This window comes from Brucella intermedia LMG 3301 (assembly GCF_000182645.1).
Classification (GTDB): domain Bacteria; phylum Pseudomonadota; class Alphaproteobacteria; order Rhizobiales; family Rhizobiaceae; genus Brucella; species Brucella intermedia.
Map to the genome: position 1 here is coordinate 1,176,746 of NZ_ACQA01000002.1, position 17,085 is coordinate 1,193,830.

Sequence of the window (17,085 nt, forward strand, 5' to 3'; positions counted from 1 at the left end):
CTTCTGAAAGAAGTGACAGGTTGATCCGACTCGTTGAGGCTTATTATCTACACCCTATCAACGAGGGGATAGACTATGCTCTTGCATGTAAACAACGACATGGAAAACGGTATCATCGCGAAAATCCCTCTCGCGCTCGACAAGGATATCAAAAATTTCCAGGGGGATGCGATCGACTTTGAAATCTCCTCCGGCGACAAGCAGCTTATTCCCGCCGAAGACATTCATCCCTACAAATCCATTTTCAAGGTTCTTTCCGGCAGTTCTGAACTGAAGAACATCTTCATAGCCGTATCCTTCAATGCGAATTTCACCACGCCGGACGGCAAGAAAACCTGCCTGACACGCTCCAGCCCGATGGAAGACTGGAATGTGATGAATGGCAGCTATTATGCCGAAAGCATGAACTGCTTCGGCTTCAAATCCAGCAGCCGTTTCGCCGGGAATTTCAGTGTCAACCTGACCAATCCCTACCTTTACATCATAAAGAACGGCAGCCTGACCGACAGCAAGATGTCGGACAATATTTCAATCCGTGCGCAGTTTTATCCCTCGTCCGGCCATTCGGTCATCACGCCGAAAGAAGATATCAATATTGTCATCAGCAATCGCCAGAACGCAGCAGACTGATTCATTGTGCATCAGCGCCGCAATCTCTGAAGTATATCCCATATAATCGGTAGGATTATCTGGATAAAAGCTGTTTTCGATGATCTCCGGCGCTCTTTTTGTTGTTCTTGAACAACACCCCGGATTTTTCCTTCAATATAGTCCTGCAAGGTAACCTTATCGGCAATCGGCGTTTGACTTCCCGATGACGACAGAGCAAGACATTATGAGAGGTGGCCAGGCTGGAACTCACGAGCAGACTAAAGCCTAACTACTTGTTTTCATGCATTTCCGGGCGCACACTATTTTCATAATGTTGCCCGAGATGCTTTGGTAAGGTGAGACATCTTGCGGAGAAACGCGACCGCAAGCAGCTGTATGTCGTGCGTTCGTGAAAGCCGGGTTGGGAATTGGGTATTTATCTTCCCATTGCGGAATTGTCGGTCAACATGCTGGTTCTACTCGGCATGGGCGCCGCCGTGGGTTTTCTTTCCGGATTGTTCGGTGTTGGCGGCGGATTTCTCATCACGCCACTGTTGATCTTTTATAACATTCCACCTGCCATCGCGGTCGCCACAGGCGCCAATCAGGTCATCGCCTCGTCGGTTTCAGGCGCGCTGGCGCATTTCAAACGTCGAACGCTCGATATCAAGCTCGGCCTGTTTCTGGTGGCAGGCGGCATATTGGGGTCCCTCGTCGGTATCTTCGTCTTTTCATGGCTGCGCGATCTCGGCCAGTTGGACCTGATCGTCTCCATTCTCTACGTTTTCTTTCTCGGCACCGTCGGCGGACTGATGCTCGTGGAAAGCCTGCGAGCGCTTCGCCGCGTGAAGAAGGGTCAGGGCGGGGCCGTGCGGCGCTCGGGCCAGCACACATGGATACACCGCCTGCCCTTCAAGATGCGGTTTCGTGCGTCCACCATCTATGTCAGCATCATTCCGGTGCTCGGCATCGGTTTCTTCATCGGCCTCCTTTCCTCGGTCATGGGTGTCGGCGGCGGCTTCATCATGGTTCCGGCACTCATCTATCTGCTGCATGTTCCGACCAATGTGGTTGTCGGAACCTCGCTGTTTCAGATCACCTTCGTCACTGCGGTCACGACCGTCCTGCAAGCAACGACCAACCAATCCATCGATATTGTGCTTGCCTTCCTTCTGATGGTTGGTGGTGTCATCGGCGCGCAGTATGGCGCACGTGCCGGGCAGAAACTGCGCGGCGAACAATTGCGTCTTCTGCTGGCGCTTCTGGTGCTGGCGGTCGGCCTGCGCCTCGCCTTCGGGCTTTTCGTGCGGCCGGACAACCTGTTCTCCATTTCGATTGCGGATATCTGACATGCGGGGCCTCACGCTTTCCTCCGCATTGATCTTCCTTCTGATGACGGGAAGCGCGCTCGCGCAGGTCGATTCCAGCGGTAATGGCAACACGGTTCCGCAATTGCAGAACCCCGCCGATGAGACCATCGAAATCGGCCTTTCGACCGAAACCATCGCCATCACATCGAATTTCGGCGGCACCGATCTCACAATATTCGGCGCGCTCGACAATGCCGATCCCACGATCCAGCGACAGGGCCGTTACGACATCATCGTGGTGCTGCAAGGCCCGTCCCGCGATCTGGTCGTGCGCAAGAAGGACCGTTATCTCGGCGTGTGGGTGAATGCGGTTTCAGAGACATTCATGGGCGTCCCGCTCTCATACTCGCTGGCATCCACCCGCAATTTGCAGGACATTACCGACGAGAAAACCTATCGCCAGCTTTCCGTGGGCGTGCGCAATTTCTATCTCGTGCCGGAAGACCCTGCCAGCCTGTCCGGCAATATTCCGAGATTTGGCAATGAACTGCGCGAGATGAAAATCCGCCAGGGCCTCTATACGCAGCGCATCGGTGGCGTGGAGTTCATTTCGCGCACCTTGTTCCGCGCCACGCTCAACCTCCCCGCCAACGTGCCGGTGGGTCGCCACAAGGCTCGGGCGCTTCTGTTTCGCAACGGCGTTTTCCTGCGGGAAGCCAATGCCAGCCTGGAAATCGTCAAGGCGGGTTTCGAGCAGAGCATCTACAACGCGGCCCATCAGAACAGCTTTCTCTACGGCCTGTTTGCCGTTTTCCTTGCCGTCTTCACCGGATGGTTCGGGCGCATTCTGTTCCGTCGGGATTAACCGCCATAAAGCGCACCGCGTGCTATCGGGTAAACCTTGCCCTGACCGAGCATATAGGCGCGCAGCGCCTCATCGGCGAAGAGCCCGCGGAAGGCGCGATCCAGAATGTTAAGCGCACCCGTATAGGCTCCGAAAGCAGGCATAATGAGCCGTTCCCCGTCGCTCACGAAACAGGGGCGTCGCACCGACCGGCCGCGCCTGACGATGCGCGCGGCAGGATGAAGATGGCCTGCGATCTCGCCCTGCCCGGCCTTGCGTGACGGCTCATGCCGGAAGGTGAGCGGTCCGACCGCCAGTTCCTCGACACAATCCCCCGGCAGGTCGACCGGGCGATCAGGATCGTGATTGCCGGTGATCCAGAACCAGTCGCGATGCTCCATCAGCGATTTCAGCCGGATGGCATAAAGCGACGGCAGACGCTCGCTGGCCTTGGCATCGTGAAAACTGTCGCCGAGGCTGATGACGGTTCGTGGCTGATAGCGCGCGATGGCCACCGCCAGCATGTCGAGCGTTGCCGCTGTGTCATAGGGCGGGATGAGTTGGCCGCGCCGGGCAAAGGACGAGCCTTTTTCCAGATGCAGGTCGGAAACGATGAGTATGTGCAGATCGGGCAGAAACAGCGCGCCGGATGGATCGCACAAAGCCGCAACGTCACGCACTTGCGTATGGGCCAGATTATAGGCCTCTCCACTTCCCCACACCGCAGTTTTCATTGCATTGCTTCCCTGATCAGATCATCCGCCGCTTCTTCAAGCAGCATTTCATCGCCCTCGCCTGCCACGCGCTCGCGCCCGATTTCAAGCATCACAGGCAGCGCCAGCGGCGAAATCCTGTCGAGCGGCTTGTGCAGCAGATGGCCTTTCACGCGCGCCAGCATGTCGCCCAGACGCCTGATATCCAGCAGCCCCGTCGCGGCATCCGCGCGCGTCGCCTGCAATAGAATATGGTCCGGCTCGTGGGTCCGCAGGACGTCATAGATCAGGTCGGTGGAAACCGTAACCTGACGGCCTGTCTTTTCCTGTCCCGGATGACGGCGCTCGATAAGCCCGGAAATCACGGCGCAATTGCGGAAAGTGCGTTTGAGAAGGTAGCTTTCATCAAGCCATGCTTCGAGATCGTCGCCCAGCATGTCCTCATCGAAGAGCCGGGTAAGGCTGAGTTTTCCCGTGCCGATCATCGCGCCCATATCCTTGAGGCCCCATAAGCCCAGCGAATAATCGGTCGCGACGAAGCCCAGCGGATGCGCGCCCATGCGTTCCAGACGGCGTGTCAGCAACATGCCGAGCGTCTGGTGAGCCAGCCGGCCCTCGAAAGGATAGGCGACCATGTAGAAGCGACTGCCGCGCGGAAAGGTTTCGATCAAAAGCTCGTCCGTTGCAGGCAGCACGGATTTCCATTGCTGCACTTCCAGCCATTCCCGCACCTGTTCCGGCAGAAACTGCCAGCGTGTGCGGTCGGCGAGCATGGCGCGCACCTGCGCGGCAAGATAGGTCGAAAGCGGAAACTTCCCTCCCGCATAGACAGGTATCTTGGCATCTTGACCGGCCGCATTGGAGGCGATGCATTCATTCTCGCGGATGCCTTCGAAGCGCAGAACCTTTCCGGCAAACAGGAAGGTGTCGCCAGCAGTCAGCGTCTCCAGGAAATATTCCTCGATCCGGCCAAGGACACGTCCACCCCTTGCGCTTCCGCCCTTGCCGCCGCGAGTAAGCCGGACATTCAGCTCCGGCGCTTCGACAATCGTGCCGATATTGAGCCGATATTGCTGCGCGATGCGCGGATTGGACACCCGCCACGTGCCGTCCACGGTCTTGCGGATTTTCGCAAACCGCTCATAGGTCTTGAGCGCATAGCCGCCGGTCGCCACGAAATTCAGAATGCGGTCGAACGTGTCTCGCGGAAGGCTCCAATAGGGTGCGGCGCTCCGCACCTCACGGTAAAGCTGGTCGGCCTGGAAAGGTTCGGCGCAGGCCATGCCAAGCACGTGCTGGGCCAGCACATCCAGCGCCCCTTGGATTAGGGGCGGCGTATCCTGTGCACCCAGATAATTTGCGTCGAGTGCGGCGCGGCACTCCATCACCTCGAAGCGGTTGGCGGGTACTAGAATGGCCCGGCTCGGCTCGTCCATCCGGTGGTTGGCGCGACCGATACGCTGCGCGAGGCGGCTCGCCCCCTTCGGCGCGCCGACATGAATGACCAGATCGACATCGCCCCAGTCGATCCCGAGATCGAGCGTCGAGGTCGCGACCACAGCGCGCAAAGTGTTGGCGGCCATGGCCTGCTCGACCTTGCGGCGCTGGCTCGCATCGAGTGAACCGTGATGCAGCGCAATCGGCAGCGTGTCCTCATTGACCCGCCAGAGTTCCTGAAACAGCATCTCCGCCTGGCTGCGGGTATTGACGAACAGAAGCGTCGTGCGGTGCTGGCGGATCGCCTCGTAGATATCTGGGATGGCATAGCGCGAGGAATGTCCTGCCCATGGCACGCGCTCATCGGAATCGAGAATGGTGATTTCCGGCTTGGCGCCGCCATCGACCGTCACAAGACCGGCCATGGAATCGTCGCCATCCTGTTCCACCAGCCAGCGGCGCAGCTGGTCAGGCTCCGCCACCGTTGCGGAGAGGCCGATGGTCTGCAATTGCGGTTGCAGGCGGCGCAATCGCGCCAGCCCCAGCGCCAGAAGATGCCCGCGCTTGGAAATGACCAGCGAGTGCAATTCGTCCAGCACCACGTAGCGCAGGTCCTTGAAGAACTGTTCCGCACCCTTGGATGCGATCAACAGCGCAAGCTGCTCCGGCGTCGTCAGCAGAATATCCGGCGGCGCCAGTTTCTGTCGCTGGCGCTTGTGCGCAGGCGTATCGCCGGTGCGCGTCTCGATGGTGATGTCGAGACCCATTTCCTCGACCGGCACGGTGAGATTGCGGTGAATATCGACCGCAAGTGCCTTTAGCGGCGAGATATAAAGCGTATGCACGCCGCGTTTCGCCATGCCGGGCTTCTGGCGTCCGCGTTTTTCCAGATCAACCAGCGCAGGCAGAAAACCGGCCAGCGTCTTGCCCGCGCCGGTCGGGGCAATCAGCAGCGTGGACTGGCCCTGTTCGGCACGCGCCAGAAGCTCCAGCTGATGGGCGCGCGGCGACCAGCCCTTGGCCGCAAACCATTCGAGAAAACGGTCCGGCAAGGGAAAGGCGGCAGATGCGGCGGCGGGTTTCTGGTTCAGTGTCACGCCGTCAATCTAATCGCAGCGAGGCGAACCGCCAAGGTGTTTGTTCACTTTTGTTCTCATTTTGTCAGCAGACGCAAGCTCCCTCCCTTTTCGGGGTGAACTTCGTGACCTATCTTGAAAACCATGCGCTTCAACCAGCTTCTATGCTCCTCTCCCAAAGGTCTTTATTGCCCGCCCGGCGATTTTTACATCGACCCGGTGCGCCCGGTGGAACGTGCGCTCATCACCCACGGGCACTCCGACCACGCGCGTTCGGGCCACACCCATGTGCTGGCAACGCGCGAAACACTCGACATCATGGCGTTGCGCTATGGGGTGAATTTCGCAGAAACGACGCAACCGGTAAGCCTCGGCGAAACCCTCACGCTCAATGGCGTGCGGATAAGCTTTCATGGAGCGGGCCATGTGCTTGGCTCGGCCCAGATCGCGGTGGAGATGGACGGCACCCGCATCGTCGCTTCGGGCGACTACAAGCGTGCAGCCGATCCGACATGCGCCCCTTTTGAGCCCGTCGCCTGTGATGTCTTCATCACCGAAGCCACTTTTGCCCTGCCGGTATTCCGTCACCCGGATGCAGCACACGAGATCGCGACGCTTCTCAAATCGATCCGGCAGTTTCCCGAGCGTGCGCATCTTGTCGGGGCTTATTCGCTGGGCAAAGCGCAACGGGTCATCAAGCTCATACGCAATGCAGGCTATTGGGAACCGATCTATATCCACGGCGCGCTGGAAAATATCTGCGAGTATTATCAAACGCAAGGTGTCGATCTCGGACCTCTCGAACCGGCCACCCTGGAACGCAGTGCGGTACAACCGGATTTTGCAGGAAAGATCATCGTCGGCCCGCCCTCGGCTTTCTCCGACCGCTGGGCGCGACGGTTTCCCGATCCGGTCCCAGCCTTTGCCTCGGGCTGGATGCGCATCCGACAGCGCGCCAAACAGCAGGGCGTTGAACTGCCGCTCATCATTTCCGACCATTGCGACTGGGATGAGCTGACGGCGACCATAACGGAAATCGCCCCCGCAGAAGTGTGGGTTACCCATGGGCGTGAGGAAGCTCTCGTTCGCTGGTGCGAGTTGCAGAACATACCGGCAAAGCCGCTGCATCTCGTCGGCTATGAAGATGAGGGCGACTGATGCGCGCTTTCGCCGAACTTCTTGACCGGCTCGTTCTGACGCCGCAGCGCAACGGCAAGCTGCGCTTGCTTATCGACCATTTCCGCACCACGCCGGACCCTGATCGCGGGGTGGCGCTGGCAGCGATCACCCGCGATCTGGAGCTGCAAAGCGTAAAGCCGGCCATGCTGCGCGCGCTCATCGCCGAGCGGACAGACCCAACATTGTTTGCCTATTCCTACGATTATGTCGGTGATCTTGCCGAAACGATCTCGCTGATCTGGCCCGGCCCCAGCGAAACTGCCCCCGGAGCCGATCTGCCGCTTGGCATCGTGGTGCACGAATTGCAGAACGCTTCGCGCCGCGAAGGCCCGATGCTCGTCGCCGGATGGCTCGACGTGCTTGGCATTTCCGAACGTTACGCACTCTTGAAGCTCGTGACCGGGGGCTTGCGCGTGGGGGTGTCCGCCCGTCTGGCCAAGCAGGCGCTGGCAGATTTCGGCGGCGTCGACGTCGTGGAAATAGAAGAACTCTGGCACGGCCAGTCACCACCCTATGAGGCGCTGTTCGCCTGGCTGGAAGGCCGCGGGGAAAAGCCTGCGGCCACCGCAGCCGCTCCATTTCGCCCTGTCATGCTGGCGACGGCCCTTGATGAAGCGGAAATCCCCTCGCTTGACGCATCCGCCTTTACGGCCGAGTGGAAATGGGATGGCATTCGCGTTCAGGCTGTCGCGGAAAACGGCCTGCGCCGCCTCTATTCGCGCACCGGGGACGATATCTCCGGCGCGTTCCCAGATATTCTGGAAGCCATGGATTTCGAAGGGGCGATCGATGGCGAGTTGCTGGTTGGCCATCACGGCGAAACCGGTATAGAGACAGCCACATTCTCCGACCTGCAGCAGAGGCTGAACCGCAAGACGGTAAGCGCAAAACAGTTGCGCGACTATCCGGCCTTCGTGCGGGCCTATGACCTGTTGCAGGAAGGGAACCAGCAGACCGGCGCCGATCTGCGCGCCCTGCCCTTTCTGGAGCGCCGCGCGCGCCTGCAAAGCTTTGTCAGCAGGCTCGATCCGCGCCGCTTCGATCTCTCGCCCGTTCTGCCATTTTCCGACTTTGAGGAATTGGCGCGGTTTCGCGCCAATCCGCCACATCCGGTCGTCGAAGGCGTCATGCTGAAACGCCACGACAGTGCCTATCTTCCGGGCCGTCCCAAGGGACCGTGGTTCAAATGGAAGCGCGATCCCTTCACCGTCGATGCGGTGATCGTCTATGCCCAGCGCGGGCACGGCAAACGGTCGAGCTATTATTCCGATTTCACCTTCGCCGTATGGACGGGACCGGAGGATGAACCCGTGCTCGTGCCGGTCGGCAAGGCCTATTTCGGCTTTACGGACGAGGAACTGAAATTGTTGGACAAGTTTGTGCGCGAGAATACCACCGAGCGTTTCGGGCCGGTGCGATCCGTGCGCGCCGAACCCGATCATGGGCTGGTCGTGGAAGTCGCCTTTGAAGGTCTCAACCGTTCCACGCGCCACAAATCGGGGGTCGCCATGCGCTTTCCGCGTTTTTCGCGGCTGCGCTGGGACAAGCCGCCCCGCGAAGCGGACCGGCTCGAAACGCTGGAAAAGCTGCTCTCCTGATTATTTGGCCGCCGTCGAAACGCGGATTTCGTAGATATTGACCGCCTTGCCGGAACCGCTGAGATCCGAATTGACCGTGATCGTGCCTGCACGGCCTGCCTTCTGGCCCGATGGCATTTCCATGTCGAAAAGGAAATCGCTCACGGAATCGCGCACATCGTAGCGCCTGCGTCCGCAATCGCCGAGACCGCCGAAATCGCAGTTGACAGACATCTGGGTCGTCTTGCCGTCGTCGGCGCGGGCCACGATGTTGAAGGTCGCCGTCTTGCCAACCAGCTGATCCAGAATGCCCTCACCCACATCGAATGTGACCGTATCTTCGGCTCCGGCGGACTGGATGCGGGCGAAGCTGCGCGTGCCCTCCTGCCTGATTTCAGCCGTGGCGCGTCCCTTGACCGACATGCGTGTGGCTTCCGAAGGCTGGAAGATGGTGATCCATTTCAACCCGCCCGGCTCCTCGCCTTCCTTAAGGGGAGCGATATTGCCTTCACTGTGCAGCGGATTGTTGGCCGGTCCGCTGCTCAGATCGATAAAGCTGTTATAAAGCGAATAGCCGATGAAAGCCGCAACCGCGAGCACAAGCCCTGGAATGCCGTAGCTGTAGAAAGGCGAATGGCGCTTCTTCTTGCGGCGGTCCTTCCGCGAAACGCCGCCCTCATAGCCGAGGTCGGCATTGCTGCGCTTCTTCTGCCGCGAAGTCGCACGAATATCGCCGGTATCGAGCGCGGGCGATGTTTCCTCTACCCTGCCGCCAAGCACCGGGTCTTCCCTCAGGGGTGCATCGAGCGTCGGCTCGTGACGGGCGCTCGTCTCTCCACCGGTCTTGAATTCCTGTTCGATGCCGGAGATCGCGTCCTTGAGGTTCTGGCGGCGCTGTTCCTTCTGCGCATCGCTGAGCGCGGCGTTTGTCGCAAGAGCGCGCTCATGCGCACCCCAGGCGGATTCATAGATTCGCTGGCGGGTCGCCGGATTGTGTGCATCCGCCTTGGCAAATGCATTCCTGATCGCGCGCTCAATGCTTTCCAAAGGCTGCTCTTCCCTTGTTCGTTTTTCCGCCGTCTCGTTACGCCCTCAACAGGTGCAAGCGGTTCCCGATGCAGACGCTTTCATAAGCCTCAGCGAAATTAACGTCTGAATCAAGGCATTTACCTGTTCTTCACCCGCTTTGACTAGCCGATAAGCTTAACAGAGACACCAAATATTAACTCTGAATGCGGTTTTCCCCCATCCGTATAGTTCTGCAATACCAAACTGCACCCATTGCAGGTGCTCGAAACATCCTCAACTATAGCGGCGATTCTCTTCGCGCGTGTCGTCCAATAAATAAGGGGCGCCATATCGATCGTGTTCGGCATGTTCTGTCGCAATGCCGAAAGACGGCTGAGCGGCGACAGACCCGCTTGCGTGCTTTTGATATTGCCGCCCGGCAAGGAGATGCTAGAACTATTACGTTTACGGAAACGTCAATCATGGAGGAAGATTGAAAATGGCCTTGCCGGATATTCTGAAAAGCAGATTGCGCATCCCGGTGGTTGGCGCTCCCCTATTCATCATTTCGCATCCGGCTCTGGTGATGGCGCAGTGCAAGGCAGGCGTCGTCGGTTCCTTTCCTGCTCTCAATGCCCGTCCAGAGGCACAACTCGATGAGTGGCTGGCGGAAATCACCGAAGGGCTTGCTGCTTACGACAAGGCCAATCCGGACCGGCCGTCAGCACCCTTCGCCGTCAACCAGATCGTGCACCGTTCCAACAAGCGCCTCGAGCACGATCTCGGCCTTTGCGTGAAATACAAGGTGCCGATCGTCATCTCCTCGCTCGGTGCCGTGCCGGAAGTGAATGCGGCAATCCATTCCTATGGCGGCATCGTCCTCCATGACGTCATCAACAACCGTCACGCCAATTCGGCAATTCGCAAGGGCGCGGATGGTCTCATCGCGGTGGCAGCCGGTGCGGGCGGCCATGCCGGTTCGCTGTCGCCCTTCGCGCTCGTGCAGGAAATCCGCTCCTGGTTCGACGGTCCCCTGCTCCTTTCGGGCGCCATCGCCAACGGAAACTCGATTCTTGCCGCACAGGCCATGGGCGCTGACCTCGCCTACATCGGCTCGCCGTTCATTGCCACGACGGAAGCGCGCGCGACGGATGCCTACAAACAGATGATCGTCCACTCGACTTCCTCCGACATCGTCTATTCCAACTACTTTACCGGCATTGCAGGGAACTACCTGAAGCCATCCATCGCCAATTCCGGCATGGACCCTGACAACCTTCCCGAAGCCGATCCTTCCAAGATGGATTTCGAGACTGCGCAGCAGGAAGGCGCCAAGGCCTGGAAGGATATCTGGGGCTGCGGCCAGGGCATCGGGGCGATCCATGAAGTAGCCCCTGCGGGACAACTGATCGACCGCCTCGAGCGGGAATATAAGGAAGCCCGCCAGCGCCTTTGCGCAAGCGCATGATTCCGGGAAACGTGACGGTACCGCGCCGGCGAGACGGCTGGCGCGGGAGAACTGCCTTCCGGTTCGCACGGCACGATCGCCTGCTTACTCATAAATCCGGCTTTTTGCGCGTTGGAGGGCGGTGGCGACGTGCATGTTGTGAAAGCTTTTGAACAAACATGGAGTTTGTTTGAATTGGGCCTTGCTTTCCTCCCTGCTTTTGGTTATCAGCGCACCGTCCAGCCGGAAACGGTTGGCTCCTTCGGGAAATTGGAACGCAACGTTCCGGGCCGCTTTAGCTCAGTTGGTAGAGCACATCATTCGTAATGATGGGGTCGCGTGTTCGAGTCACGCAAGCGGCACCAGTAAAATCAAGCGTTTAGCTGTTTTTCATTTTCGCCTTATTAAGCTAGCCATCACCTTTGGCAAGCGCGATGCGTCGATTATTTATTTGCGCCAGACAAATGCTTCGAAAAAAGGCAGACCGAAACGACCGGCTTCAGCATGCGCAAGATATAATCGCGATCGGACAGCAAAATTGCGCCAACCAAAATCTTCAACTGTTCTCGGGGTCTTTGGAACAACGTCCCACAAAAACACAGCACAGTGCCAATTTTCAAAACTCAAGTTTGACTAAGCCCTTCGTTGGAGCAAAACTGATGTTGCTAATTCATCAGCAGTAGGCTCACCCCTTTTCGTTGGTGCAAATGATGCCGGGGTATCCAATCGGACAAGAAAACACCCCGCGGCATTTCACTCGATTTCCGGGTTGGGCGGGGGACAGGCCATGCTCCAGACCGACGTGTCAGAAGACCTAGGCTCTTACAGGATTCACGCCAAGGCGGACCTTGCGCGCAGCGCAGTGCTGGACTGGCCCTATCTCTGCGGCATGAACCTGCTCAAATATGCCGTCGATGAAGCTATCTCTGAACAACTCGCCCTGATGGGCACGGCATCGAACGCAGACCGGGCATGGATGATCGAGTATCGGCCAAACCTGCTTCGGTTCTGCAACACCCATGAATGGTGCCGGGGGCAGACCAGGGCCTATATCTCCGAGCTTCAGGAAACGCCCACCACGCTCATCGCCTGGCTGCACAAATATCTGGTTCTGGGCCATGCGGTGGCGGTCCACGACGTGACAGACCTGCCCCGGACGGCGCGTGCGATCCAGGTAGAGTTTCTCCGTCAGGGCAATAAAAGCGTCCTCAGCGTACCCGTCTTCTATGACAACAAACTGCGCGGCATCATCGGCTTCGACACGACCGTCGCGAACAAGATATGGTCGACCAGCGAAGTCAACGCCCTGTTCCAATGCGCCAATCTCATCGGACAGGCAAAATACTCGACCGGTCACGCGCTGGAAAAGACAATCGCGCCCGAAAATGCGGCGCCCCTCGTCTATCTGAGCAATCGCGGCGTGGTGCGCGGCGTTCAACCTGAAATCATCGTCGGGGTGCGTTCGGCAGGCAATTACAGCGAAATCTGGCTCGAAGATGGGTCTATGCTGCTCGATTCGCGCTCGCTGGGCATGTGGTCCAGCCTGCTGCCGTCGAAAATCTTTCTCCGGGTACACAGAACCGCTTTCGTCAATTCGCTGCACGTCGTCAATGTGGACCGCAGAAAAATTGACAAATGGCAGATCAGGATGCGGTCTGTTGACCGGGCATGGCCCGTGTCACGCTCCTACCGAAAACAACTGCGCGAGCGTATGGGCATATAATCGCTTAACATGTCGGAACCATTGCGCTTTTGGTGGCATGTCATTCGTCAAACCGGCACGTCGTTTCGTCCTTGGATTCTTGTTATTCCCACAGTTTACTGGATGGTGATAGCACCAGAACATCCTCCCCAACGGTTCTTTGAGGATTCCCGCATGCCATCTCGGATGCTAGCGCATTTCACAATACTCTCGCTGGCCACCGCCAGTATTCTGCTTGCCCACAACGTTCAGACAAAAGCTGAAGATCTTGCCTTGAAGGATGCCGTATCCATGGCAGGCATGCAGCTTTTTCTCAACTCCGGTGCACCGGGACTGATCATCGCCGTCGTGCAGGGCGATAAAAGCATCATCCAGGCCTATGGGGAGACAGCCCCCGGCAGCAATGTCGAGCCGGACGCGCATTCGGTTTTCCGTATTGCCTCCGTTTCCAAGGTTTTTGCCGGTGATGTGCTGGCGGCGCTCGCCGCCAAAGGCAAACTCAAACTGACCGATCCGCTCGCAAAATATGCGCCGGAAGGTGCCAAGGTCGAAGTTAACGGACGCCCTGTCACCCTGCTCGATCTGGCCACGCATTCCGCAGGTCTGCCGCGCGAATTGCCCAACCCCGATACGAAAATCACGGATAATCCGTTTGCGGCCTTCGACCGTGATTATTACTGGAAGTGGATCGGCAGCAACAAGCCTGCTTATGTTCCCGGCACCACGACGATTTATTCGAATCTCGGCTACGGCCTTCTGGGTGATGCACTCGCCAAGGCCGGCGGCGCAGATTATTCCACTGTTCTCGCCAATGAGGTGCTGAAACCGGCAGGGCTCACCGACACGACCAACGTATTAAGCGACGAGCAGAAAAAGCGGCTGATGACCGGGCTCGACCCTCTCGACAAGCCGGATGCCAACAGCCCTGTTCCCGATATCATGTATGCCAGCGCCGGTATCTACACGACTGCGGACGATATGGTGCGCTGGATGCGCTGGCACCTAGACGGTGCGGACCAGTTGCGGGAAGATGCCCTGATCGATCATACGCTTTGGCTGCCTTATGACGGCTTGAAGCATGTAGTTGGGACCGAAGTAACGGCAGGGGACGGCATGGGGCTTGGCTGGGTTGCTACCTTGCCCCGTGATGAAACCCCGTTCCTGCTCGGTAAAAGCGGTGGTCTCGGCGGTTTCATGAGTTATGCGGTTCTGTCGCCCAATCGCAAGCTCGGTATTTTCGTCGTTGCCAGCCGGGTCAATTTCGGCATGTTCGAGAATATCCATTCGCAGATACGCGAACTGGCCGCTGAACTGGCCCGATAACCATGCAGAATTTCGCGCCGCTTCGGCGATTTGGCAGGCGACAGAAAGCAGCCTTTTCCGGTCACCTGATATACAGCACTCTGCTTGGTGCCACAGCCTTGCTTGGGGCCGGAACGCCAGACGCTTTTGCGCAAGAAAAGCGCGACATTTTCAAAACCGAAATATTCCTGACGCCCTACAGCAAGCTGGGCGACACGGATGCGACCGGCGATTATCCGAAACTGAACGGTCAACTGCTGTTCATGACCGGCTATACCGGCTATTTCGGCATCAAGGACAGCAACGGTCAGATTCCGCGTTCGCACTGGAACAGCGTGCAGCCCACGGCGGAAGCCGCCCTTGTCTGGCAATTGTCGCAGCAATTTTCCATCCTTTCGAAAATCACCTTCGACTCTTCCGTAGAAGCAACGAACGACAACGCCTTTTCCGATCTTGGCTTCAATCTGAAAAACCTGTTCGCCTCTTACACCCGTGACAATTTTGCGCTCTATGGCGGCAAGATGGACATCGGCTTCGGCGACGGCTGGCACGCCATTGATGGGCTTTACACCGGCTTCACCGATGATTTTCAGTATAAGGGCTCCATCGGGCTTGGCGGTCGCTATACCTTCAATACCGAAAATATGGGCGCGCATTCCTTCGCCGGTCTGGTGTTCAAACGCGACGATACGGTTCTCGACCGCCGCCTCAGCCTCGACGACGGTTTCATCTCGCCCACCGAAGGCCAACCGCCTGCATTCAGCAACGACCTGAACTCGTTCATCCTGACTTATGATTTCCGCAACGTGCCGGGCTTGAAGAACATATCCGGCGGCGTGGATGTCGGAAGACTGGAGGCGGAGCCCGGTTATGGCGAAGGCGCCAACACGATTTCCGCCCGGCTGCGCTATGACACGGCTCTGACCGACAAGTGGAACCTGAGCTGGTTCAACGAAGCCACTTTTTCAAGCGCCTTTCGTGGCACGCCGGTCTCCAATGGCAATGGCGTGACATCCTTGTCGCTCTCCCACGACCACTGGCAGTTCAACGCCACAACCGCGATACGCAAACTGTCCGGCGGGGACGAAAGACTGGCGCAATACGGGCTTCAATCCGATTGGGATTGGGGCGTAGCAGGCACAGTTACCTATGTCACGCCTATCGGCATCATTCTGCAAACAGGGCTCGTCCACCAACGCGACCAGACCCTGAACATCAATCAGGGTGTTTTCCGCATCGCTTATCAAACGGGGTTTTAAGGCAGCCATGAAAGCCAGCATGAGAACCAGTACGTCATCCATCGTCCTAGCCTGTCTGTTCGTGCTCGGCTGCTCGACAGCTGCCCTGTCGCAGTCGGTTTCCATTCAGCGCCAACCCAATCCGGCTGCCGATGTCGTGCAAATTCCGAAAGGAAGCACCGAAAACGCGCTCAAGGCCCTGCCGCAGATCGTGGCCGACATCATGAAGCGCAGCCATGTTCCCGGCATGGCGGTCGCCGTGGTCAGCGGCGACAAGACCGTGCTTGCGAAAGGCTACGGCAAAAGGGAAATCGGCAAGGACGCCGCCGTCAATGCCGACACCGTGTTCCAGATCGCTTCGATTTCGAAATCCATATCCGCGACGGTTGCTTCCATTGAGGTGACGAAGGGCGTGGTTGCGTGGGACGATCCGGTGGCAAAACATCTTTCCGGTTTCAAACTGAACAACGACTATGTGTCCGAACACGGAACCATCGGGGATTTCTTTGCACATCGCAGCGGTTTGCCGGGCACGGCGGGCGACGATCTCGAAGACCTCGGCTTCAAACGCAACGACGTCATCGCCCGCTTGCAGCATTTGCCGCTCGATCCGTTCCGCACCTCCTATCATTATGCGAATTTCAGCACGACCATCGGTGCGGAGGCGGTTGCAGCGGCAGCGCATGAACCATGGGACAAACTCGCCGACGAACAGCTTCTCCAGCCGCTGGGTATGAAATCGACCAGCTATCGCCATGCCGATTATGTGGCGAATGACAATCGCGCCGCACTGCATGTTTATCAGAACGGTAGGTTCCTGCCTCTCGGGCAGCGCAATGCCGATGAACAGGCGCCGGCAGGCGGCGTGTCGTCCACCGTCGTCGATCTGGCGGAATGGGTGAAACTGCTGCTGGCCAATGGCGAGTACAAGGGTAAGCGCCTGATCGCGGAAGAGGCGCTCCTGCCAGCGCTTTCGCCGCAATCCTTCAGCGCCCGCGCACACGATACCAGCGCCCGATCCGGCTTCTATGGCTATGGTTTCAACGTCAACACGGAACTCGGCGGTCGCCCGTCGATGGGCCATTCCGGCGCCTTCCTGCTCGGCGCGGGCACGGCGTTCAAGATCGTACCCTCGGCCGATATCGGCATCATCGTCCTGACCAATGGCGCACCGGTGGGCGCCGCGGAATCGGTGGTTGCGCAATTCACGGACATAGCGCTCTACGGCAAAGCCTCCCGGGACTGGTTCGCCGCATATAACGGTGCCATGAAGGGCTTTTTCCAGCCACAGGGCGACTTGTCCTTCAAGGAGAAGCCAGCCGCGCCATTACCGTCCAAAGCCTTGCAGGAATATACCGGCAGTTTCGATAATGCCTATTTTGGCAAGACGGAAGTCAAGGAAGTCAACGGAACGCTGACACTCGTTCTCGGTCCGAAGCAAATGCAGTTCCCGCTGCAACATTGGGACGGCGACACTTTCGCCTTCGTCCCGGTCGGAGAAGCCGAACTTGTTGGTTCGCTCGCATCCATCGTCTTCAAAGTCGATCAAGGTCAGGTACAGGGTTTTGACATCGATTTCTATAATGACGGCGGCACCGGCCATTGGACCAGGGTTCCGCGTTCGTAATTGCCCCCTCGGCTGGCGCAGTTCCGCCAGCCCG

13 protein-coding genes and 1 tRNA gene are annotated in these 17,085 nt (G+C 58.3%); 11 read left to right on the top strand and 3 right to left on the bottom strand.

Annotated elements, in window-relative coordinates; translation table 11 throughout:
* Positions 1–75 precede the first annotated feature (75 nt).
* The 3 genes from OINT_RS18005 to OINT_RS18015 all read left to right on the top strand — a co-directional run bounded on the left by OINT_RS18005 (position 76) and on the right by OINT_RS18015 (position 2,766).
* On the top strand, positions 76–630 hold the full coding sequence (locus tag OINT_RS18005) for a hypothetical protein (RefSeq protein ID WP_006469327.1): 555 nt from the start codon (positions 76–78) through the stop codon (positions 628–630).
* Between the two features lie 428 nt (positions 631–1,058).
* A complete protein-coding gene (locus OINT_RS18010) occupies positions 1,059–1,940 on the top strand; it encodes a sulfite exporter TauE/SafE family protein (protein WP_025090993.1) in 882 nt (293 codons plus the stop codon).
* A 1-nt stretch (position 1,941) separates the two neighbouring features.
* On the top strand, positions 1,942–2,766 hold the full coding sequence (locus tag OINT_RS18015) for a TIGR02186 family protein (RefSeq protein WP_006470566.1): 825 nt from the start codon (positions 1,942–1,944) through the stop codon (positions 2,764–2,766).
* On the opposite strand, the gene pdeM is transcribed toward OINT_RS18015, so the two are convergent.
* Positions 2,763–3,479, bottom strand: a complete 717-nt coding sequence (pdeM, locus tag OINT_RS18020) for a ligase-associated DNA damage response endonuclease PdeM (RefSeq protein ID WP_006469330.1) — start codon at positions 3,477–3,479, stop codon at positions 2,763–2,765. The two genes, OINT_RS18015 and pdeM, sit on opposite strands and share 4 nt — an antisense overlap.
* Positions 3,476–5,992: a ligase-associated DNA damage response DEXH box helicase gene (locus OINT_RS18025; protein WP_006469331.1), complete on the bottom strand. Its 2,517-nt coding sequence runs from the start codon at positions 5,990–5,992 to the stop codon at positions 3,476–3,478. Before OINT_RS18025 ends, pdeM begins: the two co-directional genes overlap by 4 nt.
* A 123-nt stretch (positions 5,993–6,115) precedes the next feature.
* Between OINT_RS18025 and OINT_RS18030 the strand changes: the two genes are divergently transcribed.
* A complete protein-coding gene (locus OINT_RS18030; protein WP_006470563.1) occupies positions 6,116–7,129 on the top strand; it encodes a ligase-associated DNA damage response exonuclease in 1,014 nt (337 codons plus the stop codon).
* Positions 7,129–8,748, top strand: coding sequence for a cisplatin damage response ATP-dependent DNA ligase (locus OINT_RS18035; RefSeq protein WP_006469333.1), 1,620 nt, complete (start codon positions 7,129–7,131; stop codon positions 8,746–8,748). Before OINT_RS18030 ends, OINT_RS18035 begins: the two co-directional genes overlap by 1 nt.
* Here OINT_RS18035 and OINT_RS18040 read toward each other — a convergent pair whose 3' ends face one another.
* Complete coding sequence (locus OINT_RS18040) at positions 8,749–9,774, bottom strand: hypothetical protein (RefSeq protein ID WP_006469334.1); 1,026 nt, start codon at positions 9,772–9,774, stop codon at positions 8,749–8,751.
* Positions 9,775–10,234: 460 nt separating this feature from the next.
* Here OINT_RS18040 and OINT_RS18045 point away from each other — a divergent pair, with 460 nt between their 5' ends.
* The 6 genes from OINT_RS18045 (at position 10,235) to OINT_RS18075 (ending at position 17,051) form a co-directional block, all read left to right on the top strand.
* Positions 10,235–11,203 carry an NAD(P)H-dependent flavin oxidoreductase gene (locus OINT_RS18045; RefSeq protein ID WP_006470561.1) on the top strand — a complete coding sequence of 323 codons (969 nt, stop codon included), beginning with the start codon at positions 10,235–10,237 and terminating at the stop codon, positions 11,201–11,203.
* A 268-nt stretch (positions 11,204–11,471) separates the two neighbouring features.
* Positions 11,472–11,547, top strand: a tRNA-Thr gene (locus OINT_RS18055).
* 422 nt (positions 11,548–11,969) lie between these two features.
* Positions 11,970–12,905: a LytTR family transcriptional regulator DNA-binding domain-containing protein gene (locus tag OINT_RS18060; RefSeq protein ID WP_006470560.1), complete on the top strand. Its 936-nt coding sequence runs from the start codon at positions 11,970–11,972 to the stop codon at positions 12,903–12,905.
* 153 nt (positions 12,906–13,058) lie between these two features.
* Positions 13,059–14,207, top strand: coding sequence for a D-alanyl-D-alanine-carboxypeptidase/endopeptidase AmpH (gene ampH / locus OINT_RS18065; RefSeq protein ID WP_100229458.1), 1,149 nt, complete (start codon positions 13,059–13,061; stop codon positions 14,205–14,207).
* 98 nt (positions 14,208–14,305) lie between these two features.
* Positions 14,306–15,445 carry a hypothetical protein gene (locus OINT_RS18070; protein ID WP_235691683.1) on the top strand — a complete coding sequence of 380 codons (1,140 nt, stop codon included), beginning with the start codon at positions 14,306–14,308 and terminating at the stop codon, positions 15,443–15,445.
* Between the two features lie 19 nt (positions 15,446–15,464).
* A complete protein-coding gene (locus tag OINT_RS18075) occupies positions 15,465–17,051 on the top strand; it encodes a serine hydrolase (RefSeq protein ID WP_006470558.1) in 1,587 nt (528 codons plus the stop codon).
* Positions 17,052–17,085 lie beyond the last annotated feature (34 nt).

Coding starts and splice junctions, on each gene's coding strand:
- OINT_RS18005 (WP_006469327.1), top strand. CDS start 76: ATGCTCTTGCATGTAAACAACGACATGGAAAACGGTATCATCGCGAAA.
- OINT_RS18010 (WP_025090993.1), top strand. CDS start 1,059: ATGCTGGTTCTACTCGGCATGGGCGCCGCCGTGGGTTTTCTTTCCGGA.
- OINT_RS18015 (WP_006470566.1), top strand. CDS start 1,942: ATGCGGGGCCTCACGCTTTCCTCCGCATTGATCTTCCTTCTGATGACG.
- pdeM (WP_006469330.1), bottom strand. CDS start 3,479: ATGAAAACTGCGGTGTGGGGAAGTGGAGAGGCCTATAATCTGGCCCAT.
- OINT_RS18030 (WP_006470563.1), top strand. CDS start 6,116: ATGCGCTTCAACCAGCTTCTATGCTCCTCTCCCAAAGGTCTTTATTGC.
- OINT_RS18035 (WP_006469333.1), top strand. CDS start 7,129: ATGCGCGCTTTCGCCGAACTTCTTGACCGGCTCGTTCTGACGCCGCAG.
- OINT_RS18045 (WP_006470561.1), top strand. CDS start 10,235: ATGGCCTTGCCGGATATTCTGAAAAGCAGATTGCGCATCCCGGTGGTT.
- OINT_RS18060 (WP_006470560.1), top strand. CDS start 11,970: ATGCTCCAGACCGACGTGTCAGAAGACCTAGGCTCTTACAGGATTCAC.
- ampH (WP_100229458.1), top strand. CDS start 13,059: ATGCCATCTCGGATGCTAGCGCATTTCACAATACTCTCGCTGGCCACC.
- OINT_RS18075 (WP_006470558.1), top strand. CDS start 15,465: ATGAGAACCAGTACGTCATCCATCGTCCTAGCCTGTCTGTTCGTGCTC.